Here is a 22,882-nt window from a genome sequence, read left to right on the forward strand (position 1 = left end):
ACCGCCACTTCCCCTGACGGCAGTACGAAACGACACCCATGAGCGAGCTGGATCGATATCTCAACGCTGCGACCCGCGACAACACGCGCCGCAGCTACCGTGCGGCGATCGAGCACTTCGAAGTGAGTTGGGGAGGGTTTCTGCCGGCCACCAGCGACAGCGTGGCGCGTTATCTGGTGGCGCACGCCGGAGTGTTGGCGGTGAACACCTTGAAACTGCGGCTTTCGGCACTGGCGCAGTGGCATACCAGCCAGGGCTTTGCCGATCCGACGAAAGCGCCCGTGGTGCGCAAGGTGCTCAAGGGGATTCGTGCCGTGCATCCAGCGCGCGAGCGGCAGGCAGAGCCTTTGCAGCTACAGCATCTTGAGCAGGTCGTCACTTCACTGGCGCTTGAAGCAAGCCAGGCCAGCGAAAACCAGGACCAGCCCCGATTGCTGCGCGCCAAGCGTGACACTGCGCTGGTCCTGCTGGGCTTTTGGCGGGGGTTTCGCAGTGATGAGCTGGTCCGATTAAGCATTGAGCACGTCCAGGCTGTGCCCGGCGCCGGGATCAGCCTGTACCTACCGCGTAGCAAAGGCGATCGGGAAAACCTGGGCAAGACATACCAGACGCCAGCGCTGCTGCGCCTGTGCCCGGTGCAAGCTTACAGCGACTGGCTCAGCGCCTCGGCGCTGGTTCGCGGCCCGGTCTTTCGCGGCATCGACCGTTGGGGCAACCTGGGCGAGGAGGGGCTGCATCCCAATAGTGTCATCCCATTATTGCGCCAGGCCCTGGAACGCGCAGGCATCCCCGCCGAGCAATACACCAGCCACTCCCTGCGGCGCGGTTTTGCCACCTGGGCCCATCGCAGTGGCTGGGACTTGAAGTCGCTGATGAATTACGTCGGGTGGAACGACATGAAATCCGCCATGCGCTATGTTGAAGCGACGCCGTTTCTCGGCATGACCCTGGCCACCCAGCCGCTGATTTGAAATTTCTTCTATTAATACCGCCACTTGATAGAGAAAGCCAATCATCAGCATCAGGTTTGCCAATGGGCCATCGACCGAAAGAGTCGGTAGGATTCATCTCATCAACTTCTTAACCCCTGACGGAGAGTCAACGATGCCTATCATCAACAGCCAAGTAAAACCGTTTAAAGCCACCGCTTTCAAAAACGGCAGCTTCCTGGATGTGACCGACGCTGACCTGAAAGGAAAGTGGTCGGTAGTGTTCTTCTACCCAGCCGACTTTACCTTCGTTTGCCCAACCGAACTGGAAGACCTGGCTGACAACTACGCCGAATTCCAGAAACTGGGCGTCGAAATCTACAGCGTGTCCACCGACACCCATTTTGCCCACGCTGCCTGGCACAACACTTCGCCAGCCATCGGCAAAATCCAGTACACCATGATCGGTGACCCAACCCTGACCATCTCCCGCAACTTTGACGTGCTGATCGAAGAAGCTGGCTTGGCTGACCGCGGTACTTTCGTGATCAACCCGGAAGGTCAGATCAAGATCGTCGAACTGAACGACGGTGGTGTTGGCCGTGATGCTTCCGAGCTGCTGCGCAAGATCAAGGCTGCTCAATACGTCGCTGCCCACCCAGGCGAAGTGTGCCCAGCCAAGTGGAAAGAAGGCGAGGCCACTCTGGCTCCGTCCCTGGACCTGGTCGGCAAGATCTAAGTCTGTGAAGACGTATCAAGGGCGGGAATCCGCACTTAAGTAAGCTGCATCCGCCCTCAAAACGCCCGGGCGAGATTCGCTCGGGCGTTTTTTTGTCTGCAATAAACCGAATGAACAGGAAATCGCCCGTATGTTGGACGCCAATCTTAAAGCTCAGTTGAAGTCATACCTGGAACGGGTCACCCAGCCGATCGAGATCGTCGCCTCCCTCGACGACGGCGCGAAATCCCAGGAAATGCTTGCTCTTTTACAGGACGTCATCAGCCTCACCACGCTGATTACCCTGAAAACCGATGGCGATGATGCGCGCCGGCCATCGTTCTCCATCAACCGCCCGGGTGCCGATATCAGCCTGCGCTTCGCCGGCATCCCCATGGGTCATGAATTCACTTCGCTGGTGCTGGCTCTGTTGCAAGTCGGTGGCCACCCGTCGAAGGCCAGTGTCGAAGTGATTGAACAGATCCGCGCCCTTAAAGGTGAGTTCAGCTTCGAGACATACTTTTCGCTGTCGTGCCAGAACTGCCCGGACGTGGTCCAGGCCCTGAACCTGATGGCGGTGCTGAACCCCAATATCCGTCATGTGGCCATCGACGGCGCGCTGTTCCAGGCCGAAGTCGACGAACGCCAGATCATGGCGGTGCCCAGTGTCTACTTGAATGGAGTGAACTTCGGCCAGGGCCGCATGGGCCTGGAAGAAATTCTTGCCAAGCTCGACACTAGCGGCCTCGAAAAAGCCGCCGAGAAAATCAGTGCCAAAGAGGCGTTCGATGTATTGGTTGTCGGCGGCGGCCCAGCCGGTTCCTCGGCGGCCATCTACGCAGCCCGTAAAGGTATCCGTACCGGTGTAGCGGCTGAACGTTTTGGTGGCCAGGTGCTGGACACCATGTCCATCGAGAACTTTATCTCGGTACAGGAAACCGAAGGGCCGAAACTGGCCAGTGCGTTGGAAGCGCATGTGCGTCAGTACGACGTGGACATCATGAACCTGCAGCGCGCCAGCAGCCTGGTGCCGGCGAAAAATGCCGGTGAGTTGCATGAGATTCGCTTCGAAAGCGGTGCGACCCTCAAGTCCAAGACCGTTATCCTGGCCACTGGCGCCCGCTGGAGAGAGATGGGTGTGCCGGGCGAGCAGGAATACAAGGCCAAGGGCGTGTGCTTCTGCCCGCACTGCGATGGGCCGCTGTTCAAGGGCAAGCGCGTTGCGGTGATCGGCGGCGGTAACTCCGGTGTGGAAGCGGCTATTGATCTGGCCGGGATCGTCAACCATGTCACGTTGCTGGAGTTTGACAGCAAGTTGCGCGCCGATGCGGTGCTGCAACGCAAGCTTTACAGCTTGCCGAACGTGGATGTGATTACCAGCGCGCTGACCAGCGAAGTCAAAGGCGATGGTCAGAAAGTCACCGGCCTTGCCTACAAGGATCGCGACAGTGGTGAGTTCAAGACTATCGACCTGGAAGGTATCTTCGTGCAGATCGGTTTGTTGCCCAACACCGACTGGCTCAAAGGCACGGTGGAGCTGACGCCTCGCGGCGAGATCATCGTGGATGCCCGTGGCGAGACGTCACTGCCGGGTGTATTTGCGGCCGGTGACGTCACTACCGTGCCCTACAAGCAGATCGTCATTGCGGTGGGCGAGGGTGCCAAGGCCTCCCTGAGTGCATTCGATCACTTGATTCGCACATCAGCCCCGGCATAAGTGACACGCGAAAAACCAAAAAAGCCCCATGAGCAATCATGGGGCTTTTTCATTCCTGCGTACTGCGCGAGACGCGCCGCGTGTTACATCGGCGCCGGCTGGATGATCTCGACCCAGTAACCATCCGGGTCCTTGATGAAGGCCAGGCTCTTCATGCGGCCATCCGTCAGGCGCTTCTGGAAATCGCAGCCCAGCGCTTCGAAACGCTCGCACGCAGCGACGATATCCGGTACCGAAATACAGATATGGCCAAAGCCACGCGGGTCGGTATTGCCGTTGTGATAGGCAAAGTCGGCGTCGTTTTCGGTGCCGTGGTTATGGGTCAGCTCAAGGATGCCCGGAATCGATTTCATCCACTGGGTGCGCTCGGCGGCGTCGGCCGGGATTTGGGCCTTGTCCACCAGGGCGAGGAAATACAGGCTGAATTCGGCTTCCGGGAAGTCGCGTTTTTCAACCAGGGAGAAACCCAGCACGCGGGTGTAGAAGTCCAGCGATTTGGTGATGTCCTTGACCCGCAACATGGTGTGGTTAAACACAAAATTTGCAGTGGCGGTGTCAGGTTGGGCAGTGACGCCCGGGAAGGTGTTCAGTTCGTGCAGGCTCATGGGCCCTCCAGAAAAAATGGGGCAAAGCGGTCCCTTGGCGTGCGGCAAGCATCCGTGCTGCCGGCTCATGATACGCAAGGGCTACCTGCCGCGCCAAATGAAAAAACGCACGCGGCCCTTGCGAGCGGCGGGTCCGGGGCCGCAAACTTTGCGGCTTGAACCCTGGGCGTTTTTCATAATGATCGAGTTTCGTAAATCGCTGTTGAGTACGTTGTGCCTGATGCTGGGGAGCCCGTTCGTATTGGCGGCCGACCCGGAGATTCATTGGCCCAGCGGCTGGCAGGTCGAAGAAGTCATACCTGACGACGAAGTCCCCGCGAAGGCTCAAACAGTGTCTCGCCAGCGCGCGATCAAAAATGATGAAAACGGCGCAACCCTGATGGTCATGGAGTTGACCGGCACGCCAATTGAAACCGGACATAAAGTTAATCTTCCAGGCGTGTTACTGGAAATGCGCAAATCGATTCAGAAAGATTTCGCCCAGGGCGGTTATCAAAGCGTGTGCAGCAAGATGCATCCTACGACACTGAGTCGCCTTGAAGCGTTGGAGACTACTTGCGTGATAACCGAAAATGGACGGCACGTGTTGTCACAAACATTAGTCGGCGCAGTGGATACAGATAAGGCCTATGTATTTTCTTACGCGGGCCAGGCGCAAGCCTACGAGGCGAGCAAAGACGAAGTCAGTTCGGTGCGCAACAGCCTGAAACTTTGAATCGACCCTTTTTAGTGGTTTTGAACAAAATGAACGGCTGGTTAAGTTCGCTTTCGAACAGTCAACTGCAAAAAAGCCCCGCATGTGCGGGGCTTTTTTTAGTGCGGGATGATTAACCGCGCAGCCAGGAATCTACCGTGGCAGCGCCGTACTCTTCTTTCCACGCTTTCAGGCCGCGGTGGTTGCCGCCTTTGGTCTCGATCAGCTCACCGGTATGCGGGTTGTGGTAAACCTTGACGACCCGTGCACGGCGCTGCTTTGGCGCTGCGGCGATGGTTGCACCCGCCTTGCGCGGGGCTGGATCAAGAATGGCGATGACATCGCGCAGACTTTTGCCGTAGCTGTCCATCAGCTTTTTGAGCTTTTCTTCGAATTCGATTTCTTTCTTCAAGCCTGCGTCATTCTTCAAGGATTCCAGCTGGGCCAGCTGCTCTTGAAGGGCTCTTTCTGCTGCGCGAAATTCGGCGAGTCTGGACAAAATCTGTACTCCAATAGTGTAGTGGCTGATATCAACTGCAGACAAAGCTATAAGCCAGAAACGTTAACACGACGTCAACGAAGAAGACCCTTCTGCGAGTTCTGCACAGGCAGAAAAATTGTAGTAGTTAATCCCTCTGGAGTAAATCATGTCTTCTGTCCAAATAACAATCTTTCATCGGTTGCCTAACGATTTAATGAACTCATCGCAGGGTAGCGGCTTGCCGAACAGGTAACCTTGTAAGAAATCCACACCTTGGGCGACGAGGTATTCACACTGTTCTGCTGTTTCCACGCCTTCGGCAACAATGCCAAGGTCAAGCTTGGCTGACAGTTCTATGATGCTGTCCAGAATATGCCGTGACAGTGCATCCACACCGATCATGGCGACAAAGCTCTGATCAATCTTCAAGTAGTCGACATTGAAGTTGCGCAAGTAACCGAGGCTGGAATGGCCGGTGCCGAAGTCATCGATCGCGATCATCACCCCCAACTGATGCAGGGCGTCAAACAGGCTGCGGGTGGTTTCGGTGGGCTCGATCAGTTCGCGTTCGGTCAGCTCCAGTACCAAGGTGACCTGGCCGGGCGGGAAGGCTGCGAGAAACTCCTGGCAATCGTTCACCAGTTCGAGGTCCTGGCAATGCCGCGCGGTAATGTTCACGCCAATATGAAAACCGGGGTTGAAGCGTTCGGCATGGGGCGCCAGTTGCGCGGCGGTCTGGCGCAGCAGGGCGCGGGTCATCGGCACGATGAGGCCGGAGTCTTCGGCCAGGGGAATAAACAAATCTGGCCGCACCAGGCCCTCTTTGGGATGTTTCCAGCGCATCAGCACTTCGCAACCGGCCCACTGACGCGTATCACCGCGCACCACGGGTTGGAAATACGGGATAAATTCGTTGGCGCTTAATGCACGTTGCAGTTCGTGGGTGGGTGCCGACGAGCGTTTTTGCAGCCAATGGGCGAGGATGCCAGCCAGCACACCAAAGAACGCCACCAGGCTGAACACCGCCGGATAGCGGGCCTGCATATAACGCCAGGTTTCCCCGGCAGGCATCCCGGCCTCGACGCTGTAGTGATAGCGCGCCGACGCCAGGTGATGATGCGCCACGGCGAACACGGGCACTGCGTCGTTATGCACTTTGCCGTCGGCATCCAGCCAATTGGGCCCGACTTGCAGCACCAAATAGGCGTAACGACTGATCAGGCGCAAGGCATTGGTGAGGTGGTAGCTGTCGATCGAGGCAAACGCGCCTTGCTCACCCTCCACCAGGCGGTAAACCAGTAACGCAGTATCTGGCGTGACAGGGTTGCCATTCATCAACCACAACCGGCCATCCACATAGTCGTCCGGGTTGACCGGCGATTGGTAGTCGCCGCCAAACAGTGAGCTGCAATAAATGTTTTTCTGCCAGGACAACGTGGTGGCGCGTACGAACGGCCGGCGCGTGACCTGTTCGCGCAGCGCCAGTTTCGCCGCGTTATCGCACGGCTTGCCTGCCAATGGCAGCAAATCCCGGGCGGCGAGGGCGGTATTGTCGAGCATCAAATCGAACTGGCGCACTGCTTCCTGAGCCGTTTGTGTGGTGCTTTGTTCAAGTGTGCGTTCAGCTTGCCAGTAAAGAATCGCGACCCCCAGCAGAATCGGGAGCAGTCCACAGGTTGCGCTGATGACGTAACGTGTGGCTCGGCCTCGTGGGCCTTTGGAGGTCAGGGGCATAGGGACAGTCAGTCGCTGAAAAAAGAAGGGTATGTGCCGATGATAGATGGCATTGCCCAAGTACGCTCGCTACCTATTGTTGATTCTGGGCTGTGGGCCTATTCACGCGTGTCCCGGGTGCTTAACCAGCCGGCGCGCTTGCTACAAACCTCTTGCACGAAGGAGGGCAATGGGGATTTGATAAGAGTACGGACAAATCTGTTTACGCTGTGTAGAATCGGTTTACGCATACAAGAATATGGACTTGCGCTCACGCAAGCCTCGGCCGTCAGAGATTGATGACACCATGAAGCTACTCGGCTCCCCCCTCATCTTTGGTGACTTCCTCGCCCGCAGCGTGCGGGGTCTTTCCTGTGCGCCACCCTCGAACCTCATCCTTGCTCGCAACTGATCAATTGCTACCTACAAGAATGATGAGGCATCGAAATGACCGACCAATATGAAAACCCGATGGGCCTGATGGGCTTTGAATTTATCGAATTCGCATCGCCGACGCCTGGCACGCTGGAGCCGATCTTCGAGATCATGGGCTTCACCAAGGTGGCGACCCACCGTTCCAAGGACGTGCACCTGTATCGCCAGGGCGAGATCAACCTGATCCTCAACAACGAACCCGGCAGTCTCGCCGCCTACTTCGCGGCCGAACATGGGCCGTCGGTGTGCGGCATGGCATTCCGCGTCAAGGACTCGCAAAAAGCCTACAACCGGGCCCTGGAACTGGGCGCCCAGCCGATTCATATTGAAACCGGGCCGATGGAACTGAACCTGCCGGCGATCAAGGGTATCGGCGGTTCGCCGCTGTACCTGATCGACCGCTTCGGCGAAGGTAACTCGATCTATGACATCGATTTCGTCTATCTCGAAGGCGTTGACCGCAATCCGGTAGGCGCCGGCCTCAAGGTCATCGACCACCTGACCCATAACGTCTATCGCGGACGCATGATCTACTGGGCCAACTTCTACGAAAAACTGTTCAACTTCCGCGAAGCGCGCTATTTCGACATCAAGGGCGAATACACTGGCCTGACCTCCAAGGCCATGAGCGCACCGGATGGCAAGATCCGCATCCCGTTGAACGAAGAATCGTCCAAGGGCGCCGGGCAGATCGAAGAGTTCCTGATGCAGTTCAACGGCGAGGGCATCCAGCACGTGGCGTTCCTCACCGACGACCTGGTCAAAACCTGGGACGCGTTGAAGAAGATCGGCATGCGTTTTATGACCGCACCGCCAGACACTTACTACGAAATGCTGGAAGGCCGCCTGCCGAACCACGGCGAGCCGGTAGACCAGTTGCAATCGCGTGGCATCCTGCTGGATGGTTCCTCGATTGCAGGCGATAAGCGCCTGCTTTTGCAGATCTTCTCGGAAACCCTGATGGGGCCGGTGTTCTTCGAGTTCATTCAGCGCAAGGGCGACGATGGATTTGGCGAAGGCAATTTCAAGGCGCTGTTCGAGTCGATTGAGCGCGACCAGGTGCGTCGTGGCGTACTGACTGCCGAGTAATTCAATGGATAACGAAAAAGCCCGGTTTTTACCGGGCTTTTTTGTGTCTGTTATATCGGGTTGTAATTGCCGGGCGGTGAAATAGGAACAAATGGTTTTTCAAATATCACACAGAGGCGAGGAGCGCAGAAAAACCTGCGCTTCCATTCCGAAGAGGTCCGCTTATGAATGTGAATTGTCCTACCCCTCAACGCCCGATCGAGCCCAGCCTACCAGCGGAACAGACCGAGCCAGTTCGCTATGTGCGTTCATCCGATGATGCAGACCTGGTCAATCAGGCGCGTAAGAAGTTTCTGGATGATGGCGAAACCGAGTTCCTGGGCGACACCCTCAGTGCCGAGGGTTATCAGTTGGTGAAGGCTGTGGTCTCACCCAACAAACCGGGTGCGCCCGGAGTGCAGGTCTCGACATTCGCGGTTGATGGCGCCCAGTCCAATGACATGATGGTGATCAAGCGGGTGCTGCCTACCGAAGATGGGCCTAATCTCGTCCTGTATATGCCGGAAGATGACGTGACCTCGTTTCATGAGTTCAAGGATGCAGAGGACATGACGGCCTGGCTCAAGGACGTAGCCAATGACCCGACTGAGCGAAAGCGATTTACCCAGCATTTTTCCAATCCTGAAGCACCCAAACAGCAGGAACGGGTCAACAAGCAGTTCGGCGAGTTCGCGGCTGGCGATATTAATGCGGTCGTGGGTAGTTTCGGCCATGAGCGGGGGGATATTTTCGAGCGGTTGAACAAAGACGCCTCGGTCCCACCCGCTCAGGTCGACGGGCTGGTGCGAACGCAGCTCTATAAACTGGAACCAGATGGAAAGGCGTTTTATGTCGGGTATCGGCCAGATGGAGAAGCCATCGTCTATAGCTACGACGCTTATGGAAACTTGCAAGGCGGCGGCCAAAAAAAGGACGCCAAGGCGAGGAGATTTTATTTCGTCCAAAACGGGTTGAACCAAAACAAACCGCTTGAACCCATGACCTTCAACGAGTTCCGCAAGAAAATAACCAGTGTCTCCCTGGACAACGTGCGCGCTAATGACCTAATGGGTCTTTACGACGAGTTCCTGAAGCAACTCAGAAGTCCTGGGCATGGCCTGGCCACCGCGTTGAAAGCGCTGGGTCTTTCTGACAACGTGGCGAATTCCATCGAAACCATCCTGAAAGACCCCATCAAAGGAACGCTGCTTGAATTGAATCACGACAATCGTGTCGGCAAGGTGTTTGGTGTTGATAAGGCAGAGATGGATGCCAACTTGGAAAGGGTGGGCAGTCAAATCCAGAGCAACATCCCCCATTACGGTAAGTGGAGGAAAAGGTTGGAGAACACAGCCGACGTCATTGAACAAAGCGTAGGTACGCCTGAATTACCGACGACCGAAGTCAGGACCTGACTCGACAGAGGGGAATGGATACCCCACGCCATTGCGCCACTTCCATCCAGCCACTCAAGCTCGGTGCTGACGCACTAGATGTTTGAACCCTTCATACACCAGGACCATCACCGCCAGCCAGATCGGGATATAGGTCAGCCATTGCCCGCCTTGGATGCCTTCGCCCAACAGCAGGGCCACCGCCAGCAGCAGCACCGGTTCTACGTAGCTCAGCAGCCCGAACAGGCTGAAGGCCAGCAAGCGACTGGCAATGATGTAGCTCACCAGCGCCGAAGCGCTGATCAAGCCCAGCATCGGAATCAACCCGTATAGCTTGGGATGCACATCGAGCACCGCAAAACCCTGTTCGCCGCTCTGCACAAACCACCAGGCCACCGGCAGCATCAACGCCATATCCAGCCACAGCCCGCCCAAATGATCGGTGGTCAGGTATTTGCGCACCACGAAATACACCGGGTAGCCTATGATCACCACCAGCGTTGCCCAGGAAAAACCACCAGCCTGATACAACTCGTTCAGTACGCCCAGCGCGGCAAACACCACGGCGATCTGTTGCAACCGTGACAACCGCTCGCCATAGACCAGGCGCCCGGTGAGCACCATGGTCAGCGGCAGCAGGAAGTACCCCACGGAAACGTCCAGGCTGCGCCCATTCAGCGGCGCCCACATAAACAGCCACAACTGCACGCCGAGCAAGGCAGAAGACACCAGCACCCCGGCGATCAGGCGCGGCTTGGCCGCCAACATCCGCAACAGTTCCCACACCCGCCGCCACTCGCCGCTGACGATCATGAACACCGTCATGCACGGTACTGTAAGCAACATGCGCCAGCCGAAAATCTCCAGACCACTCAACGGTGTGAGCAGTGACGTGAAGTAATACATCACGGCAAACAACACCGAGGCCAAGACCGATAACACCACACCTTTAGACACACTGTCCTCGCGAAAGCCGATTCATATCCAGTTCCAGGAGGGGAGTATGGCGTTTTTTGCGAGAAATAGAATGCGGGCGGGAGTTTGCTTCCACCCACATTTCAATCTCCATGCTATCAGGCAGATTTCAGTCCGCTCGCAACGCCACGCGGCCGGAAACAAAATGGCCCAGGTCGTTGAACCCCGGAGTGGACGAGTGCCCGGGCGTGACCAACGAATCAATGAAGGCCTCATCCTCAGGCGTGATGTTTACGTTCAGCGCGTGAGTGTAGGCATCCCACTGCGCCTCGGTACGCGGCCCCACAATCGCCGAACTCACTGCCGCGTTGTTCAGCACCCAGGCAATTGCGAACTCTACAATCCCCACGCCACGTCCCTGGGTGTATTGCTGGATCAGCTGGGCGATGCGTAGCGACTCCACCCGCCATTCGGTTTCCAGGATGCGCTTGTCCTGGCGCGCGGCACGGCTGCCTGGCTCGGGTGTAACGTCAGGTGCGTACTTGCCACTGAGCACCCCACGTGCCAGCGGGCTGTAAGGCACTACACCCAAACCATAGGCTGCCGCCGCTGTGATTTGCTCGACCTCGGCCTGGCGGTTGACGATGTTATACAGCGGCTGGCTGATAATGGGTTTATCTACCCCCAGGCGCTCGGCCACGCGAATCACTTCAGCGATGCGCCAACCGCGATAATTGGACAGGCCCCAGTAGCGGATCTTGCCTTGGCGGATCAGGTCGCCAATGGCCGACACGGTTACCTCCAAAGGCGTGTCGTGATCTTCACGGTGCAGATAGTAGATGTCCAGGTAATCGGTATCCAGGCGCGCAAGGCTGGCTTCCAACGCATTGAAGATGCGCTTGCGGTTCAACCCGCTGCGGTTGGGCAAACCATCGGCGGGGCCGAAGCCGACCTTGGTGGCCAGCACCCAATCCTGGCGATTGCGCGCAATGGCTTCGCCGACGATCTCTTCGGAGCGCCCGCCGGTGTAGACGTCGGCGGTGTCGATAAAATTGATACCCTGGTCCCAGGCCTTGTCGATGATACGTAGCGAGTCTTCGGTGCTGGTTTGTTCGCCAAACATCATGGTGCCGAGCGTCAGTGCGCTGACTTTCAACCCGGACTGGCCCAATGTGCGGTAAATCATGCAAAGCTCCTCATTGCAGGCAAATGTGAGTCATGCAATACCAGACCCGACGGCTCTGGAACAAGCCCTGGGCGCATTTCTTCATCCGCGCAGCAATGTCTGGCAGCGGGCCTGTAAAAAACGATGCAGCACTTTCACCCGCTCCGATACTTGCAGACGGTGAGGGCACATCAGGTTGAACGGCGTGGGTTCGCCTTGCCAGTCGGGAAGCAGCGGCACCAGCCGCCCGGCCTGGATGTCTCGGGCCACATCCAGGTTGGCTTTATAGGCAATGCCATGGCCGGCCAGCGCCCAGCGCCGAACGATTTCGCCGTCATCGCTGAGGTAGTCGCCGCTGACTTCGACCTCCTGCAGCAGTGTGCCCTGGCGGAAATACCAGGTGCTATTGGCCTGCCCGCGGCGCATGTAGCGCAGCGTACTGTGCTGCGCCAAATCTGCAGGCACCTGCGGTGCACCGTAGCGCGCCAGGTAGTCAGGGCTGGCGCAGACGATGCGCTGGTGGCCGGGCACCACCGGCAGCGCCACCAGGCTGGAATCCCTCGGCACGCCAAAGCGCAGGGCTATATCGACGGTGTCGCGAAACAAATCGGCATTGCTGTCGTTGAGTAACAATTGCAGGCGGATGTTCGGATGCTCGAGCTTGAACTCATCCAGCCAGCCCAGCAGCACATTGCGGCCAAAGTCCGAGGGAGCGGCCAATTGCAATAAACCACTGAGGCTTTGGCCTTGTTGCTTGATGGCATGTTCGCCTTCGGACAGGGCTTCCAGCGCCACTCGCACGCTGTCCAGATAACGCCGGCCTTCTTCGGTCAGGCGCATGCTGCGGGTGGAGCGGGCAAGCAGTCGGATGCCGAGCCGGGTTTCAAGACGCTTGAGGGCAATACTGGCCGCTGCTGGGGTAAGGCCGAGGCTACGGGCGGCAGCGGTCAGGCTACCGGTGTCGGCGCTGCGCACAAAGACTTCAAGGTCGAGAATCGAGCCCATTGATAAAAATCCTTTAAAGATCTTGTCGTTTTACCCGGATTTTTCACCGATTGCCAAGCTGTGAAGATGAAGGCTCACTTTCTTATCCAGGTAGTTTGCACATGGTCTCTTCTCTGAGCGGTAAAACCGTCATCGTTATTGGCGGCAGCAGCGGTATCGGCGCGGCAGTGGCCCAGGCGGCCATTGCTCGCGGCGCGCACGTGGTGCTGGCCGGGCGTCGCTTGACCTCCGGCATCGAGAAAGGCGCACGCAGCGAACCGGTGGACGTCACCGATAGCGCGTCGTTGCAGCGATTGTTCGAAACGGTGGGGCATTTTGACCACCTGGTCTACACCTCGGGCCCTTCGGTGCGGGCCAAGCCCCTGATCGAAACCGACCTTGACGAAGCCCAGGAAAATTTCAATGTGAAACTCTGGGGCGCGCTGCGTGCGATTCAACAGGCGCTGCCGTTCCTGAATGAACACGGCAGCATCAGCCTGACTTCCGGTCAGTTGGGGCGCAAGCTGGCACCGGGGCAGTTCATCAAGACCGGCATCAACGCTGCGACCGAAGCATTGGGCAAGCAACTGGCCAAGGAACTGGCGCCACGTCGAGTCAATGTCATCAGCCCGGGCGTGATTGACACCCCGGCCTATGCCGGGTTGGCGCAAGAGCAGCGCGTGGCGATGTTTGCCAACGCAGGCGGGGCATTGCCGGTTGGCCGGGTAGGGCAGGCTGAAGAAGTGGCGGCGGGGTATGTGCTGGCCATGGAGAACAGCTTTATAACGGGAAGCATCATCGATATCGACGGCGGCGGGCAGCTGTAACCGCCCACCGCCGGTGCCCTTTGGTTAATGACGGGCCTTGTCCAGTGTAAACGTCCCTATGGCAGTAAACTCAGGCCCGTCATTTCTTCGAAAGGAACAGGCAAACTCACCCGAGCCATGCTCGTCAGTGACTTCTTCGTTCAGTTTCAGCACCCCAGCATGGGCTGTCACCGTCCCATAAGTGTCGAGTCGTTGAAACTGAACGCGGACGTCATTATTGCCGGCCAGGTCATGGATCAATCCCTTCGCGTCGTTATAGACCACGATGGCAAAAATATTCCGAGTCTGCGGCAAGCCGTCATCGTAATAGTCGCCCATGAAGATTCGGCGATCCGGGCGGTGGCCCCCGAAGTCGGAGCTATCAATCCGCAGGTCGGTTTTGAACGAGTAAGAACCCGGTAGCGGCCCACCCTCGAAAGTCAGGTCCAGTTCACCCTTGGCCGGATACTGGGCGCTGTGAACCATTGACACGCCTGTCAGGTCGACATCACCTTTTGTCAGCGTTATTTGTTTATCGCTACCAAACTGCGCTTTACCCGAGAAAGACGCCTGCATCCGTTCACCGTCGAATGACACTGTTATCTCCCCGGCAGTTGCCCAATAGGGAGAAATGCCCGAGTTTTCATACGCAGAAAAGAGCAACCTGGCGTGCCCATCGGCAAAGCTATAGCTGTGTTCGGTCCCGTCACTCGGTAGCTCAGCGGGAAGATAAATATCAATGCCATAAAAATGGTTGGGCTCTGGAGAGAGACGTTTTGTCGCCACCAAATGCCATATTCCATTTGGCTCCTGGTACATATCCATTTTATCCGCGTCACCTTGGAAGGTCAGGTTGTGCGCGCCTGCTACTGTGACTGTTAACTTACCTTGGGTGCCCTGTGCTGTTTTACTGATCATCTCGATAGCCCTTCAAGAAGTGAAATGAATTCACAGTGAAGGCTAAATGCGATCCAAAAATTTGAATACTGTCAAAAGTGACAGGTATAAAAAGCAAGCCTTTAATTCCATTCAAGGCAGCGTGTGCCGACGCAAACACCCTCACGCCTTCCAAGAGCATCTGCGCCGTCCCATGGAGGTTAAACCTTGAGCGCACGCGTCATCCGCAAAGCCAACATACTCCCACCCACAATCACCGCCGCCAGCAGGTACAACGCCACATCGGTTGAACCAGTGGCATCTTTCACAAAACCGACGATATACGGGCTGAGAAACCCCGCCATCTGCCCCATGGAGTTGATCAACGCCAAGCCACCCGCTGCGGCACCGGCACTGAGCATGGCGGTGGGCACCGGCCAGAACATTGGCAGGCCGGTAAGTGCACCCATGGTGGCGATGGTCAAGCCAAGGATGGCGATGGCCGGGGTGGTGGCGAAGTTAACCGCAATCACCAGGCCGATGGCGCCCATCAGCATCGGCACTACCAAGTGCCAGCGGCGTTCCTTGCGCAAGTCAGCGGAGCGGCCCACCAGCAGCATGAACACCGCCGCCAGCAAATAGGGGATCGCGCTGAGCCAGCCAATCACCAGGTTGTCGCTGAACCCCAGGTTCTTGATGATCGAAGGCAGCCAGAAGTTGATCGCATACACGCCGCTCTGGATGCAGAAGTAGATCAGGCCGAACGCCCAGATCGCCGGGTTCTTGAAGACTTCGGCCAGCGAATCGCTGGTGGTTGCGGGCTTGTTCGCCAGGTCCGTGGCCTGGTCGGCTTCCAACACTGCGCGCTCATGGGGCTTGAGCCACTTGGCATTGGCGAAGCTGTCACTGAGCAGAAAGTAGGCGAGGGCGCCGAGGATCACAGTCGGGATGCCCTGCAGCAGGAACATCCACTGCCAGCCCGCCAGGCCACCTTGGCCGGCTGCGAAGTGGTTGAGGATCCACCCAGAGAACGGGCTGCCGAGCAAGCCGGACACCGGGATTGCCGACATGAACAGCGCCATGATCCGCCCACGGCGGAAGGTCGGGAACCACTGCGAGAGGTACAGCACCACGCCGGGGAAGAAGCCGGCTTCAGCGGCACCGGTAAACAGGCGTAAGGTGTAGAAATGCGTCGGCGTGGTCACAAACAGCAAGCAGGTAGACAGCGTCCCCCACACGATCATCATCAACGCGATCCAGCGCCGTGGGCCGAACCGGGTGAGTGCCAGGTTGCTCGGCACGCCGCACAGCACATAGCCGATAAAGAAAATCCCGGCGCCCAGGCCGTACACGGTTTCGCTGAACTTCAACGCATCGAGCATCTGCAGCTTGGCAAAGCCAACGTTTACCCGGTCGAGGTAATTGAACAGGTAGCAGATAAAGATGAAGGGGATCAGGCGCAGGGTGATGCGCTTGTAGATGGCGTTTTTATCGTCATCGCTGGCCAGTGCTGCAGTGGCGCTCTGTGGCATGGGATTCTCTCTTTATTATGATTTTTCGCGGCGCGAGGGTAACGTTGACCGCCCCAACAGTCTCGGCGACGTAATGGGCGACTGTCTTTGTGCCGGCGCACAGCGAAGCCGCCTTTGCGCTGTGCCGGTGAACAACCCGTCTTTTCAGGAAATTAGCCCCATGTTCGAGTTGGATCATGACTTGGCGCAGGAGATTGTCGATCGCACCATGGCAATCCTGCCGTATAACGTCAACGTCATGGACAGCCAGGGCCTGATCCTCGGCAGCGGTGAGCCGGAGCGTATCAATACTCGTCACGAAGGGGCGCAGTTGGTCCTGGCCAATGGCCGGGTGGTGGAAATCGACGGGCAGACCGCCAAGCATCTCAAGGGCGTGCAACCGGGCATTAACCTGCCGCTTATGCACGATCAGCGGCTGATCGGCGTGCTGGGCATTACCGGCGAACCCGATGGCCTGCGCACCTATGCCGAACTGGTGCGTATGACGGCTGAAATGTTGGTCAGCCACCGCCATCAGCAAGCTGAGCAGCAATGGCGACGCCAGCGTTGCGATGATTTGCTGGCCTTGCTGCTGGCCGACAATGGCGACTCCCCCCGCCTGGTGGACGAAGCCCGGCAACTGGGCCTCAAACCGCATCTGGCGCGCACGCCATACCTGTTCGAACTGGGCCCGGGCCAATCGGCAGAAGCCTTGAGTGCCTGGCTTACCAGCCGCTATCCCGACAGTTGGTGCGTCAGCCCTGCGCAGTTCTCCCTGCTGTGGTGCCGGCCTGCCGCTGTGCAGGTCGATAATCCGCGTTTGCTGGAAAAGCTCGACGGCCTGGGTTGGACTATCCTGCGTGTTGCGGTTGGCGGGCAAGCGGATGGCTTGCCAGGGCTGCGCCGCTGTTACCGCAGGGTCAGTGATCTACTTGCCTATGGCCGCGATCTCCTGCCGCAAACACGCCTATTGACCCTCACCCGTTATCGTCTGCCGGTCATGCTCTGGCGTCATCGCAACGACGACGCGCTGGACGAGCTGCTCAACCCATTGCGCAAGGTGCTGGCCAAGGATAGCAATGGGCAACTGCTGGCGACCTTGCGCAGTTGGTGCGAGCACGACGGGCAAAGCCAGGCGTGTGCCGATGCCTTGGGCATCCACCGCAACAGCTTGCGTTACCGCATGGAGCGTATTGCCGAACTCAGCGGCGTCGACCCGCTGACCCTCGACGGTATGCTTGCCTTGTACCTGGGCGTGCAGTTGTTGCCTCACCCTCTGGAGGCGCAGGCTTTGTAGAAATGACCAACAAACCCCATATGCACTTGTGCATCGGACCGGCGTCATTGCCCAGGCCAACTGGCAGCATGGGCATTATAAAAACCGGAGAAAGCCCATCATGAAGATCATCATCGCCCCCGACTCGTTCAAGGACAGCCTCAGTGCCGCAGGCACGGCCCAGGCCATTGCCGAAGGGTTGGCCCAGGTCTGGCCGGATGCGCAGTTGGTCGAATGCCCGATGGCCGATGGCGGTGAGGGCACGGTGGATGCGGTACTTGCCGCGTGCAATGGCCAGTTGCGCCGGCAAACCGTGCGAGGCCCACTGGGAGACGAAGTCGAGGCGCGTTGGGGCTGGTTGGCCGACAGCCATACCGCGATTATCGAGATGGCCGAGGCCAGTGGTTTGCAACTGGTCGCGCCCGGCCAGCGCGACGCGTGTTCGACGACAACATATGGCACCGGGGAGTTGATCTGCGCCGTCCTGGATGCGGGGGCGCGGCGTATTATCCTGGCGATTGGCGGCAGTGCTACCAACGATGGCGGGGCTGGTGCGATGCAGGCCCTGGGTGTGCAACTTTTTGACGCAGAAAGTCAGCCGCTATCCCCGGGTGGGCTGGCGTTGGCGCGCTTGGCGCGTATTAGCCTTGAAACGCTCGACCCGCGTTTGGCGCAGGTGCGTTTTGAGATCGCTGCTGACGTCAATAACCCCCTGTGCGGTCCTCACGGTGCCTCAGCGATTTTCGGCCCGCAGAAAGGTGCGAGTCCCGAGCAGGTGGCACAACTGGACGCCGCCCTTGACCATTTTGCCCACCACTGCGCCCAGGTGCTGCACAAGGATGTGCGCGATGAACCCGGCAGTGGTGCTGCCGGTGGTCTGGGCTTCGCGGCCAAGGCATTCCTCGGTGCGCAATTTCGTCCGGGCGTGGAGGTGGTCGCCGAACTGGTCGGCCTCGAAAACGCCGTACGTGGCGCCGACCTGGTCATCACCGGCGAAGGCCGCTTCGACGCTCAGACCCTGCGCGGCAAGACCCCGTTCGGGGTTGCGCGCATCGCCAGCCAGCACGGCGTACCGGTCATTGTGATCGCAGGCACCTTGGGCGACGGTTACGAGCAGATGTATGCCCACGGTGTGGATGCAGCATTTGCCCTACCGTCGGGACCAATGAGCCTGGAACAAGCCTGCAGCGAGGCGCCACGCCTGTTGCGCGAGCGCGCCGCGGATATTGCGCGGGTGTGGCGCCTTGCTGCTAATCGCTGACCCCCTGCGCCAACCGCTCCACCCACTGCTCCTGAAACGCTTGCAGCGCCGCACCGGGTTGCTGCAATTGCACAAACTCCAGCATTGGGTCTTGCACCGCGGTGCGCACGCCGCTTAATTCCTCCAGAGTCGCCAACCCGCAAAACGGTACGTAGGCTTCGCTGTAACCGCCTTCATGCACCAGCACCAGACGGCCCTGGCACAAACGCTCGGCTGCCTCGCGCAGGCTGCGGGTCATCAGCCGGAACGATTCGCTGTGCAGCAACATGCGCGCCAGTGGGTCGACGGCATTGGCGTCATAGCCGCAGGCGATGATGATCAACTCTGGCTCGAAACGCTCCAGGGCGGGCAGCACAATGCGTTCCATCGTATGCGCATAGGTTGCGTGACCACTGCCCGGCGGCAGCGGGATATTGATGTTGGCGCCCAGGCCGGCACCCCGGCCACGATCCCGTTCGCCGCTGTAGCCCGGTGGGTAGCAAGCGTCCTGGTGCAGTGAAACCGTCAACACATCGGCGCGCTCCTCGAAGATTGATTGCGTGCCGTTACCGTGGTGCACGTCCCAGTCGATCACTGCGACTTTGCCGAGCCCGTTATGGACCTTGGCCGCTTCGATGGCAATGGCAATATTGGCGAGAAAGCAGAAGCCCATGGCGCTGTCTGCCAGGCAGTGATGCCCAGGCGGCCGAGACAGGGAATAGGCATTGTGCGCCTGACCCTTGAGCACCGTGTCTACGGCGGCGATGGTCAAGCCCGCAGACAGTTTCGCGATCTCGTAGCTGCCCGGCCCAATCGGCGCCTGCGGGCCGAGCTCGCCGCCGCCAGCATCGCTCAGGGCCTTGAAGCGTTGCAGATAAGCGCTGCTGTGCACCCGTAGCAGGTCTGCTTCACTGGCCGGCGGTGCGCTAAGCAGGTGCAGATGACGCGTCAATCCAGACACATCCAACAAGCTTTTCAAGCGGCGTTTGGTCTCCGGGGATTCGGCATGACCGCTGCCAGCCGGCGGCTGTACCCAGCCGCCTACGGGTAATGTCAGCGCGTGCGCACCTGCGCTGTGCCACAGGCTCATTTCATCGAAGAAAAATGCGGTGGTTCGGTTCATACCGGCTCCAGTTCGGTGAGGTGGTTGGGACGGCTGGTGAGGATCATCACCAGGGAAAGCAACGTGATGACGGCAGCGCCCAGCAGCAGGAGGGTGAACCCGCCGCTGGCCTCGATCAGGCGGCCGGCAATCGCCGGGCCGATGGCCAGGCCACCGCCGATCACCAGGTTGGAGGCGTTCATGAGTTTGCCGCTGTGATCAAGGTCGGCCAGGCAGGCCAGCACCAACGGCAGGATGAACGTCCAGGTGAACTTGAACAGCAGCGCCGCCAGGGCAAAACGCAGCAGCGCTGGCTCGCCGAGCAAAAGCAGCACAGCCGCCACCATCAGCGCATAACCCCCGAGCAACAGAATTGCTCGGGGCAGTCGCCCGCCAATCAGCGACGCGCTCGCGGCGCCAGCAATGCCCATTACGGTTGCGATGGCGAGTACCTCACCACTGTGTTGCGGGGAAATCCCGACACTGGCGCCCAAGGCACCGATAAAGGTCCAGACACCGCCCAGGCTGATGTAAAAGGCCAGGACCGCGCCGACCCCCAGCGCGGCTTTCCAGCGCGAGCCAGGCAATGAAGGGCCGTGGTTTGCCGGTGCCGTGGCATTGCCAGCGGGAAACGCCCGGGCCAGAGGCAGCAACAGGGTCATCAAGCCTGCCAGGATCAGGTAGCAGGCGTTCAGTCCAAACCGCTCGAACAAGCCCGGCAGTACGATCAGCCCGAGTGCACCGACGACTAATTGGCCCATCACCCACAGCCCGTAGACACGGCTGGGATTGGCGGTAGTGGCGGCGCTGGCCAAGCAGAGGATCATCAATGAGCCGCCGGCCAGGGCGCTGGCACAGCGCAGCGCCAGTAACGCTGCATAGGTGTCGGCGCGCATCGACAACAGATTGGCCACGATAAACAGCAGCGCTGCAATCAGGGCCGCGGTGCGCCAGTCAACGCGCTTGAGCCACCACCAGGCAGGCAAGGTCGCCAGGCTCATCGCGCCCAGCTCCACGGAAAACAAATCGCCAATGCGTGCCGGGCTCAGTTGCCATTCGCTGGCCAACTGCGCGGCCACGGCGGGTGCGGTCATCAGGATGGTCGGGGTGATGGCGGCAAACAGCACGATTGCTGCCAGCCGTGCCTTTGCCGCAGAGGGTTGAGTAGGCATTTTCAAACTCCAGGAATGGGGATCAGAACACATGGACCAGACGCAGCAATGCCTCGGTCCCGGCATAGCCGTTGGAGGCAGCGACGTTTTGCGAAAGGCTGACCATCAGTTGGTTCTGGGTGTCGAGCCAATGCCCCAGTTCCAGGCCCAGTTGCGTGTAGCGTTTGTGGGTATCGTCGATACGGCGATTGTTGATGCGCAGCGCACCACCATCCGCCTGGATCAGGCGCAGTGCCCCGTAAGTGGCGGCGCTGAAGTCATAGGACGCGAAGGCTTGCAGGCGATACAGCGGGGCTTGCTTGAGTTCGCTGCCAAAATAGTCGTCATTCTTGGCGTAAAATTGGGCTTCGAGGTTGGCTTCCAGCACCCAGTTATCGCCGATGCCCTGGGTGTAGTTGTAGACAAAGGTGGCGCCCCAACGGTTGGCACCCGGGGACACATCCGGGTTCTGGCTGTGGTACTCACCTAGAGGCACGCTGATCAGGCTCAACAGGCCACTGTAGGTGCGCGATGCCGGGTCGTTGATGAAAAACAGCGTGCCGCCCACTTGTGGATCGCCCAGGCCGCGCTCGCGGGTGCGCTGCTCAGTGCCGGGCAAGCGCGCCGTAATGTCGGCAAATGGCAGGATGAACTGCGGTGTACACAGCGTGCCGCAGGCGTCGGTGAAATACACCTGGCGGTAGGCCAGGGCGTTGACCTTGAGGTCGGCCTTGCCGGTGCTGTCGGCGGGCCCGTGGAAATCGCCGGCACGGGTGGCGGGCAGGTACACCACCCCCAGGCTGGTGCCCGCCGGTGCGCCAAAAAAGTCCCGGGCGTTAAGGTCGGCAGCCTGGCTGTCGAGGCTGAGCAGCGTGCCGCCAAGCAACACTGTGATCTTGCGTAGAGGTGAATGAATCATGGCAAGGCGTCTCTTGTAAGGGGCAGCCAAAAAACGGGCAACAGTTGCCCGCGACCGTGAAAACGAGCGTGGCAAAGGCTTAAGTTGAAAGGACGAAGGATCAGTCGGGTGGGGCGTGCACCAAGTGCGCTATACGCGCCTTGTCGTTTACCCCTAGCTTGGTGTAAATGGCGCGCAGATGGTGGCGCACCGTATTGGGTGAAAGGCCAAGGTCGCGGGCCACTTGCTTATAAGTCTTGCCCTCGCCAAACCCCTGGGCCACGTCGTTCTCTCGCGGGCTCAACTGGGGCAATGCACGGTTGAGGCGCGCCGCCAGCAGCAACTGGTCGCCCACTGCCGAAACCTGGATGTGAATGTGCTTGCCGGCATGGCCGCGTTCATCCAGTTGTACCGGCAGGGTAGGGCCGCTCCAGCGCGGCCACTCACTGAGCAAAATGTCGATAAAGCCGCGCTCGGCGCATTGCAATACGCCTCGAGGGTCGCATACAGCCAAGGCGAGGTTGCGTGGGCTGGTCAGGGTTTCACGCATGGCCACCAGCGTGCGGATCTGGTTCGCGGACACTGCCGCCACCAGATGCAACATCAGATTATTGAGCAGCAGGCAGTCATGGGTGTTGAACCTGGGCGCACCGGGTTTGCGGTATAGCGTCAGGTGGTCGCTGAGGTGGGTTTGCGGGTCGATATGGATCACGCACAGCAATTGGCCCAGGCCGTGGAGCTGCCCCAGCCAATTCAAGGCGCTGCCATTGGCCGGGTCGCGCATGTCGATGATCACGGCCTGGCCGGGTGTTGCATGCACTCGGCCGACGGTCACGTCCAGATGGCGGATCGACTGCCAGTCCGCCAGGTAGTGTGGTGGTAAATGGTACAGGTAGCTGTTGTGCTCCTCCGGCATACCGTCAATCACCGCCGCGCGCCCCCACCAGGCACTGTCAAATGCCAGCAACTGGCTCAGCCGTGCCAGGGCATGGTGCTGGAAATGTTCGATGTCTTGATGTTGGGCCAGGCGCTGCAGATCCAGGGCCAGGGTACTGAAGGCCTGCAACAGGCCATTGGGATCAAGGCGACTCATAGGTATTCCTCTGTGGGACTTTTTTTGTTGTTCTCGTCACAGGGTGAAGGCCGGGGCCTGGGGTCAGGGGGCAGGGCCTGGGTTGAGTATCGATGTTGCACGGCTGGACTG

Annotated in this window: 21 protein-coding genes; 9 read left to right on the plus strand and 12 right to left on the minus strand. The window is 59.0% G+C overall.

Translation table 11 applies throughout. The features are described 5' to 3' along the window. Positions 1-38: 38 nt before the first annotated feature. From E3O56_RS18460 to ahpF, 3 genes are all read left to right on the plus strand, one after another. Complete coding sequence (locus E3O56_RS18460) at positions 39-971, plus strand: site-specific integrase (protein ID WP_248128689.1); 933 nt, start codon at positions 39-41, stop codon at positions 969-971. Between the two features lie 133 nt (positions 972-1,104). Further along, the gene (gene ahpC, locus E3O56_RS18465) at positions 1,105-1,668 is read left to right on the plus strand and encodes an alkyl hydroperoxide reductase subunit C (protein WP_005788226.1); all 564 of its coding nucleotides are present in this window, start codon (positions 1,105-1,107) and stop codon (positions 1,666-1,668) included. 130 nt (positions 1,669-1,798) lie between these two features. Then, a complete protein-coding gene (ahpF, locus tag E3O56_RS18470; protein WP_032875448.1) occupies positions 1,799-3,364 on the plus strand; it encodes an alkyl hydroperoxide reductase subunit F in 1,566 nt (521 codons plus the stop codon). A gap of 83 nt (positions 3,365-3,447) precedes the next feature. On the opposite strand, the gene gloA is transcribed toward ahpF, so the two are convergent. Further along, the gene (gene gloA, locus E3O56_RS18475) at positions 3,448-3,969 is read right to left on the minus strand and encodes a lactoylglutathione lyase (protein WP_005788230.1); all 522 of its coding nucleotides are present in this window, start codon (positions 3,967-3,969) and stop codon (positions 3,448-3,450) included. Positions 3,970-4,147: 178 nt separating this feature from the next. Between gloA and E3O56_RS18480 the strand changes: the two genes are divergently transcribed. Beyond that, positions 4,148-4,684, plus strand: a complete 537-nt coding sequence (locus E3O56_RS18480) for a DUF4946 domain-containing protein (protein WP_078821338.1) — start codon at positions 4,148-4,150, stop codon at positions 4,682-4,684. A gap of 112 nt (positions 4,685-4,796) precedes the next feature. Here the strand turns inward: E3O56_RS18480 and E3O56_RS18485 are convergent, their stop codons facing one another. Together E3O56_RS18485 and E3O56_RS18490 are read right to left on the minus strand one after the other, a co-directional pair. Then, a complete protein-coding gene (locus E3O56_RS18485; protein WP_248128749.1) occupies positions 4,797-5,162 on the minus strand; it encodes a histone-like nucleoid-structuring protein, MvaT/MvaU family in 366 nt (121 codons plus the stop codon). Positions 5,163-5,336: 174 nt separating this feature from the next. Beyond that, positions 5,337-6,878: an EAL domain-containing protein gene (locus E3O56_RS18490; protein WP_103735145.1), complete on the minus strand. Its 1,542-nt coding sequence runs from the start codon at positions 6,876-6,878 to the stop codon at positions 5,337-5,339. A gap of 426 nt (positions 6,879-7,304) precedes the next feature. On the opposite strand from E3O56_RS18490, the gene hppD reads away from it, so the two are divergent. Continuing rightward, positions 7,305-8,381, plus strand: a complete 1,077-nt coding sequence (hppD, locus tag E3O56_RS18495) for a 4-hydroxyphenylpyruvate dioxygenase (RefSeq protein ID WP_032875438.1) — start codon at positions 7,305-7,307, stop codon at positions 8,379-8,381. Between the two features lie 164 nt (positions 8,382-8,545). Next, entirely contained in the window at positions 8,546-9,775 is a 1,230-nt protein-coding gene (locus E3O56_RS18500) for a DUF6543 domain-containing protein (protein WP_248128691.1), read from the plus strand. A 54-nt stretch (positions 9,776-9,829) separates the two neighbouring features. Here E3O56_RS18500 and rarD read toward each other — a convergent pair whose 3' ends face one another. The 3 genes from rarD to E3O56_RS18515 all read right to left on the minus strand — a co-directional run bounded on the left by rarD (position 9,830) and on the right by E3O56_RS18515 (position 12,839). After that, positions 9,830-10,711, minus strand: coding sequence for an EamA family transporter RarD (gene rarD, locus E3O56_RS18505; RefSeq protein ID WP_032875435.1), 882 nt, complete (start codon positions 10,709-10,711; stop codon positions 9,830-9,832). A gap of 127 nt (positions 10,712-10,838) precedes the next feature. Next, positions 10,839-11,855 (minus strand): aldo/keto reductase, encoded by a 1,017-nt coding sequence (locus tag E3O56_RS18510; protein ID WP_032875432.1) that lies wholly within the window; start codon positions 11,853-11,855, stop codon positions 10,839-10,841. Between the two features lie 81 nt (positions 11,856-11,936). After that, entirely contained in the window at positions 11,937-12,839 is a 903-nt protein-coding gene (locus E3O56_RS18515) for a LysR family transcriptional regulator (protein ID WP_078821340.1), read from the minus strand. 101 nt (positions 12,840-12,940) lie between these two features. Between E3O56_RS18515 and E3O56_RS18520 the strand changes: the two genes are divergently transcribed. Continuing rightward, the gene (locus E3O56_RS18520) at positions 12,941-13,645 is read left to right on the plus strand and encodes an SDR family oxidoreductase (RefSeq protein ID WP_223018334.1); all 705 of its coding nucleotides are present in this window, start codon (positions 12,941-12,943) and stop codon (positions 13,643-13,645) included. A gap of 24 nt (positions 13,646-13,669) precedes the next feature. Here the strand turns inward: E3O56_RS18520 and E3O56_RS18525 are convergent, their stop codons facing one another. Together E3O56_RS18525 and E3O56_RS18530 are read right to left on the minus strand one after the other, a co-directional pair. Further along, positions 13,670-14,542: a hypothetical protein gene (locus E3O56_RS18525; RefSeq protein ID WP_248128693.1), complete on the minus strand. Its 873-nt coding sequence runs from the start codon at positions 14,540-14,542 to the stop codon at positions 13,670-13,672. Positions 14,543-14,721: 179 nt separating this feature from the next. Next, positions 14,722-16,032: an MFS transporter gene (locus E3O56_RS18530; RefSeq protein WP_032875421.1), complete on the minus strand. Its 1,311-nt coding sequence runs from the start codon at positions 16,030-16,032 to the stop codon at positions 14,722-14,724. A gap of 160 nt (positions 16,033-16,192) precedes the next feature. On the opposite strand from E3O56_RS18530, the gene E3O56_RS18535 reads away from it, so the two are divergent. Then, positions 16,193-17,308 (plus strand): sugar diacid recognition domain-containing protein, encoded by a 1,116-nt coding sequence (locus E3O56_RS18535; RefSeq protein ID WP_248128695.1) that lies wholly within the window; start codon positions 16,193-16,195, stop codon positions 17,306-17,308. A gap of 100 nt (positions 17,309-17,408) precedes the next feature. Continuing rightward, entirely contained in the window at positions 17,409-18,548 is a 1,140-nt protein-coding gene (locus E3O56_RS18540) for a glycerate kinase (protein ID WP_248128697.1), read from the plus strand. On the opposite strand, the gene E3O56_RS18545 is transcribed toward E3O56_RS18540, so the two are convergent. The 4 genes from E3O56_RS18545 to E3O56_RS18560 all read right to left on the minus strand — a co-directional run bounded on the left by E3O56_RS18545 (position 18,538) and on the right by E3O56_RS18560 (position 22,771). Continuing rightward, entirely contained in the window at positions 18,538-19,650 is a 1,113-nt protein-coding gene (locus tag E3O56_RS18545; RefSeq protein ID WP_216091400.1) for a class II histone deacetylase, read from the minus strand. The two genes, E3O56_RS18540 and E3O56_RS18545, sit on opposite strands and share 11 nt — an antisense overlap. Beyond that, positions 19,647-20,801, minus strand: a complete 1,155-nt coding sequence (locus E3O56_RS18550) for an MFS transporter (RefSeq protein ID WP_223018331.1) — start codon at positions 20,799-20,801, stop codon at positions 19,647-19,649. The genes E3O56_RS18545 and E3O56_RS18550 overlap by 4 nt, the downstream gene beginning before the upstream one ends. Positions 20,802-20,823: 22 nt before the next feature. Beyond that, positions 20,824-21,699, minus strand: a complete 876-nt coding sequence (locus E3O56_RS18555; protein ID WP_248128699.1) for a transporter — start codon at positions 21,697-21,699, stop codon at positions 20,824-20,826. Positions 21,700-21,799: 100 nt separating this feature from the next. Next, positions 21,800-22,771, minus strand: a complete 972-nt coding sequence (locus E3O56_RS18560; RefSeq protein WP_248128701.1) for a LuxR C-terminal-related transcriptional regulator — start codon at positions 22,769-22,771, stop codon at positions 21,800-21,802. Positions 22,772-22,882 lie beyond the last annotated feature (111 nt).

Source organism: Pseudomonas sp. W2Aug9 (assembly GCF_023127755.1).
GTDB classification, from domain to species: domain Bacteria; phylum Pseudomonadota; class Gammaproteobacteria; order Pseudomonadales; family Pseudomonadaceae; genus Aquipseudomonas; species Aquipseudomonas synxantha_A.

Excerpts from the sequence above, each read along its gene's own strand:
- E3O56_RS18545 (WP_216091400.1), bottom strand. The coding sequence starts at position 19,650 with ATGAACCGAACCACCGCATTTTTCTTCGATGAAATGAGCCTGTGGCAC.
- ahpC (WP_005788226.1), top strand. The coding sequence starts at position 1,105 with ATGCCTATCATCAACAGCCAAGTAAAACCGTTTAAAGCCACCGCTTTC.
- E3O56_RS18515 (WP_078821340.1), bottom strand. The coding sequence starts at position 12,839 with ATGGGCTCGATTCTCGACCTTGAAGTCTTTGTGCGCAGCGCCGACACC.
- E3O56_RS18555 (WP_248128699.1), bottom strand. The coding sequence starts at position 21,699 with ATGATTCATTCACCTCTACGCAAGATCACAGTGTTGCTTGGCGGCACG.
- E3O56_RS18510 (WP_032875432.1), bottom strand. The coding sequence starts at position 11,855 with ATGATTTACCGCACATTGGGCCAGTCCGGGTTGAAAGTCAGCGCACTG.
- E3O56_RS18550 (WP_223018331.1), bottom strand. The coding sequence starts at position 20,801 with ATGCCTACTCAACCCTCTGCGGCAAAGGCACGGCTGGCAGCAATCGTG.
- E3O56_RS18530 (WP_032875421.1), bottom strand. The coding sequence starts at position 16,032 with ATGCCACAGAGCGCCACTGCAGCACTGGCCAGCGATGACGATAAAAAC.
- E3O56_RS18500 (WP_248128691.1), top strand. The coding sequence starts at position 8,546 with ATGAATGTGAATTGTCCTACCCCTCAACGCCCGATCGAGCCCAGCCTA.
- gloA (WP_005788230.1), bottom strand. The coding sequence starts at position 3,969 with ATGAGCCTGCACGAACTGAACACCTTCCCGGGCGTCACTGCCCAACCT.
- E3O56_RS18535 (WP_248128695.1), top strand. The coding sequence starts at position 16,193 with ATGTTCGAGTTGGATCATGACTTGGCGCAGGAGATTGTCGATCGCACC.
- ahpF (WP_032875448.1), top strand. The coding sequence starts at position 1,799 with ATGTTGGACGCCAATCTTAAAGCTCAGTTGAAGTCATACCTGGAACGG.
- E3O56_RS18480 (WP_078821338.1), top strand. The coding sequence starts at position 4,148 with ATGATCGAGTTTCGTAAATCGCTGTTGAGTACGTTGTGCCTGATGCTG.
- E3O56_RS18525 (WP_248128693.1), bottom strand. The coding sequence starts at position 14,542 with ATGATCAGTAAAACAGCACAGGGCACCCAAGGTAAGTTAACAGTCACA.
- E3O56_RS18460 (WP_248128689.1), top strand. The coding sequence starts at position 39 with ATGAGCGAGCTGGATCGATATCTCAACGCTGCGACCCGCGACAACACG.
- E3O56_RS18490 (WP_103735145.1), bottom strand. The coding sequence starts at position 6,878 with ATGCCCCTGACCTCCAAAGGCCCACGAGGCCGAGCCACACGTTACGTC.
- hppD (WP_032875438.1), top strand. The coding sequence starts at position 7,305 with ATGACCGACCAATATGAAAACCCGATGGGCCTGATGGGCTTTGAATTT.
- E3O56_RS18520 (WP_223018334.1), top strand. The coding sequence starts at position 12,941 with ATGGTCTCTTCTCTGAGCGGTAAAACCGTCATCGTTATTGGCGGCAGC.
- E3O56_RS18540 (WP_248128697.1), top strand. The coding sequence starts at position 17,409 with ATGAAGATCATCATCGCCCCCGACTCGTTCAAGGACAGCCTCAGTGCC.
- E3O56_RS18560 (WP_248128701.1), bottom strand. The coding sequence starts at position 22,771 with ATGAGTCGCCTTGATCCCAATGGCCTGTTGCAGGCCTTCAGTACCCTG.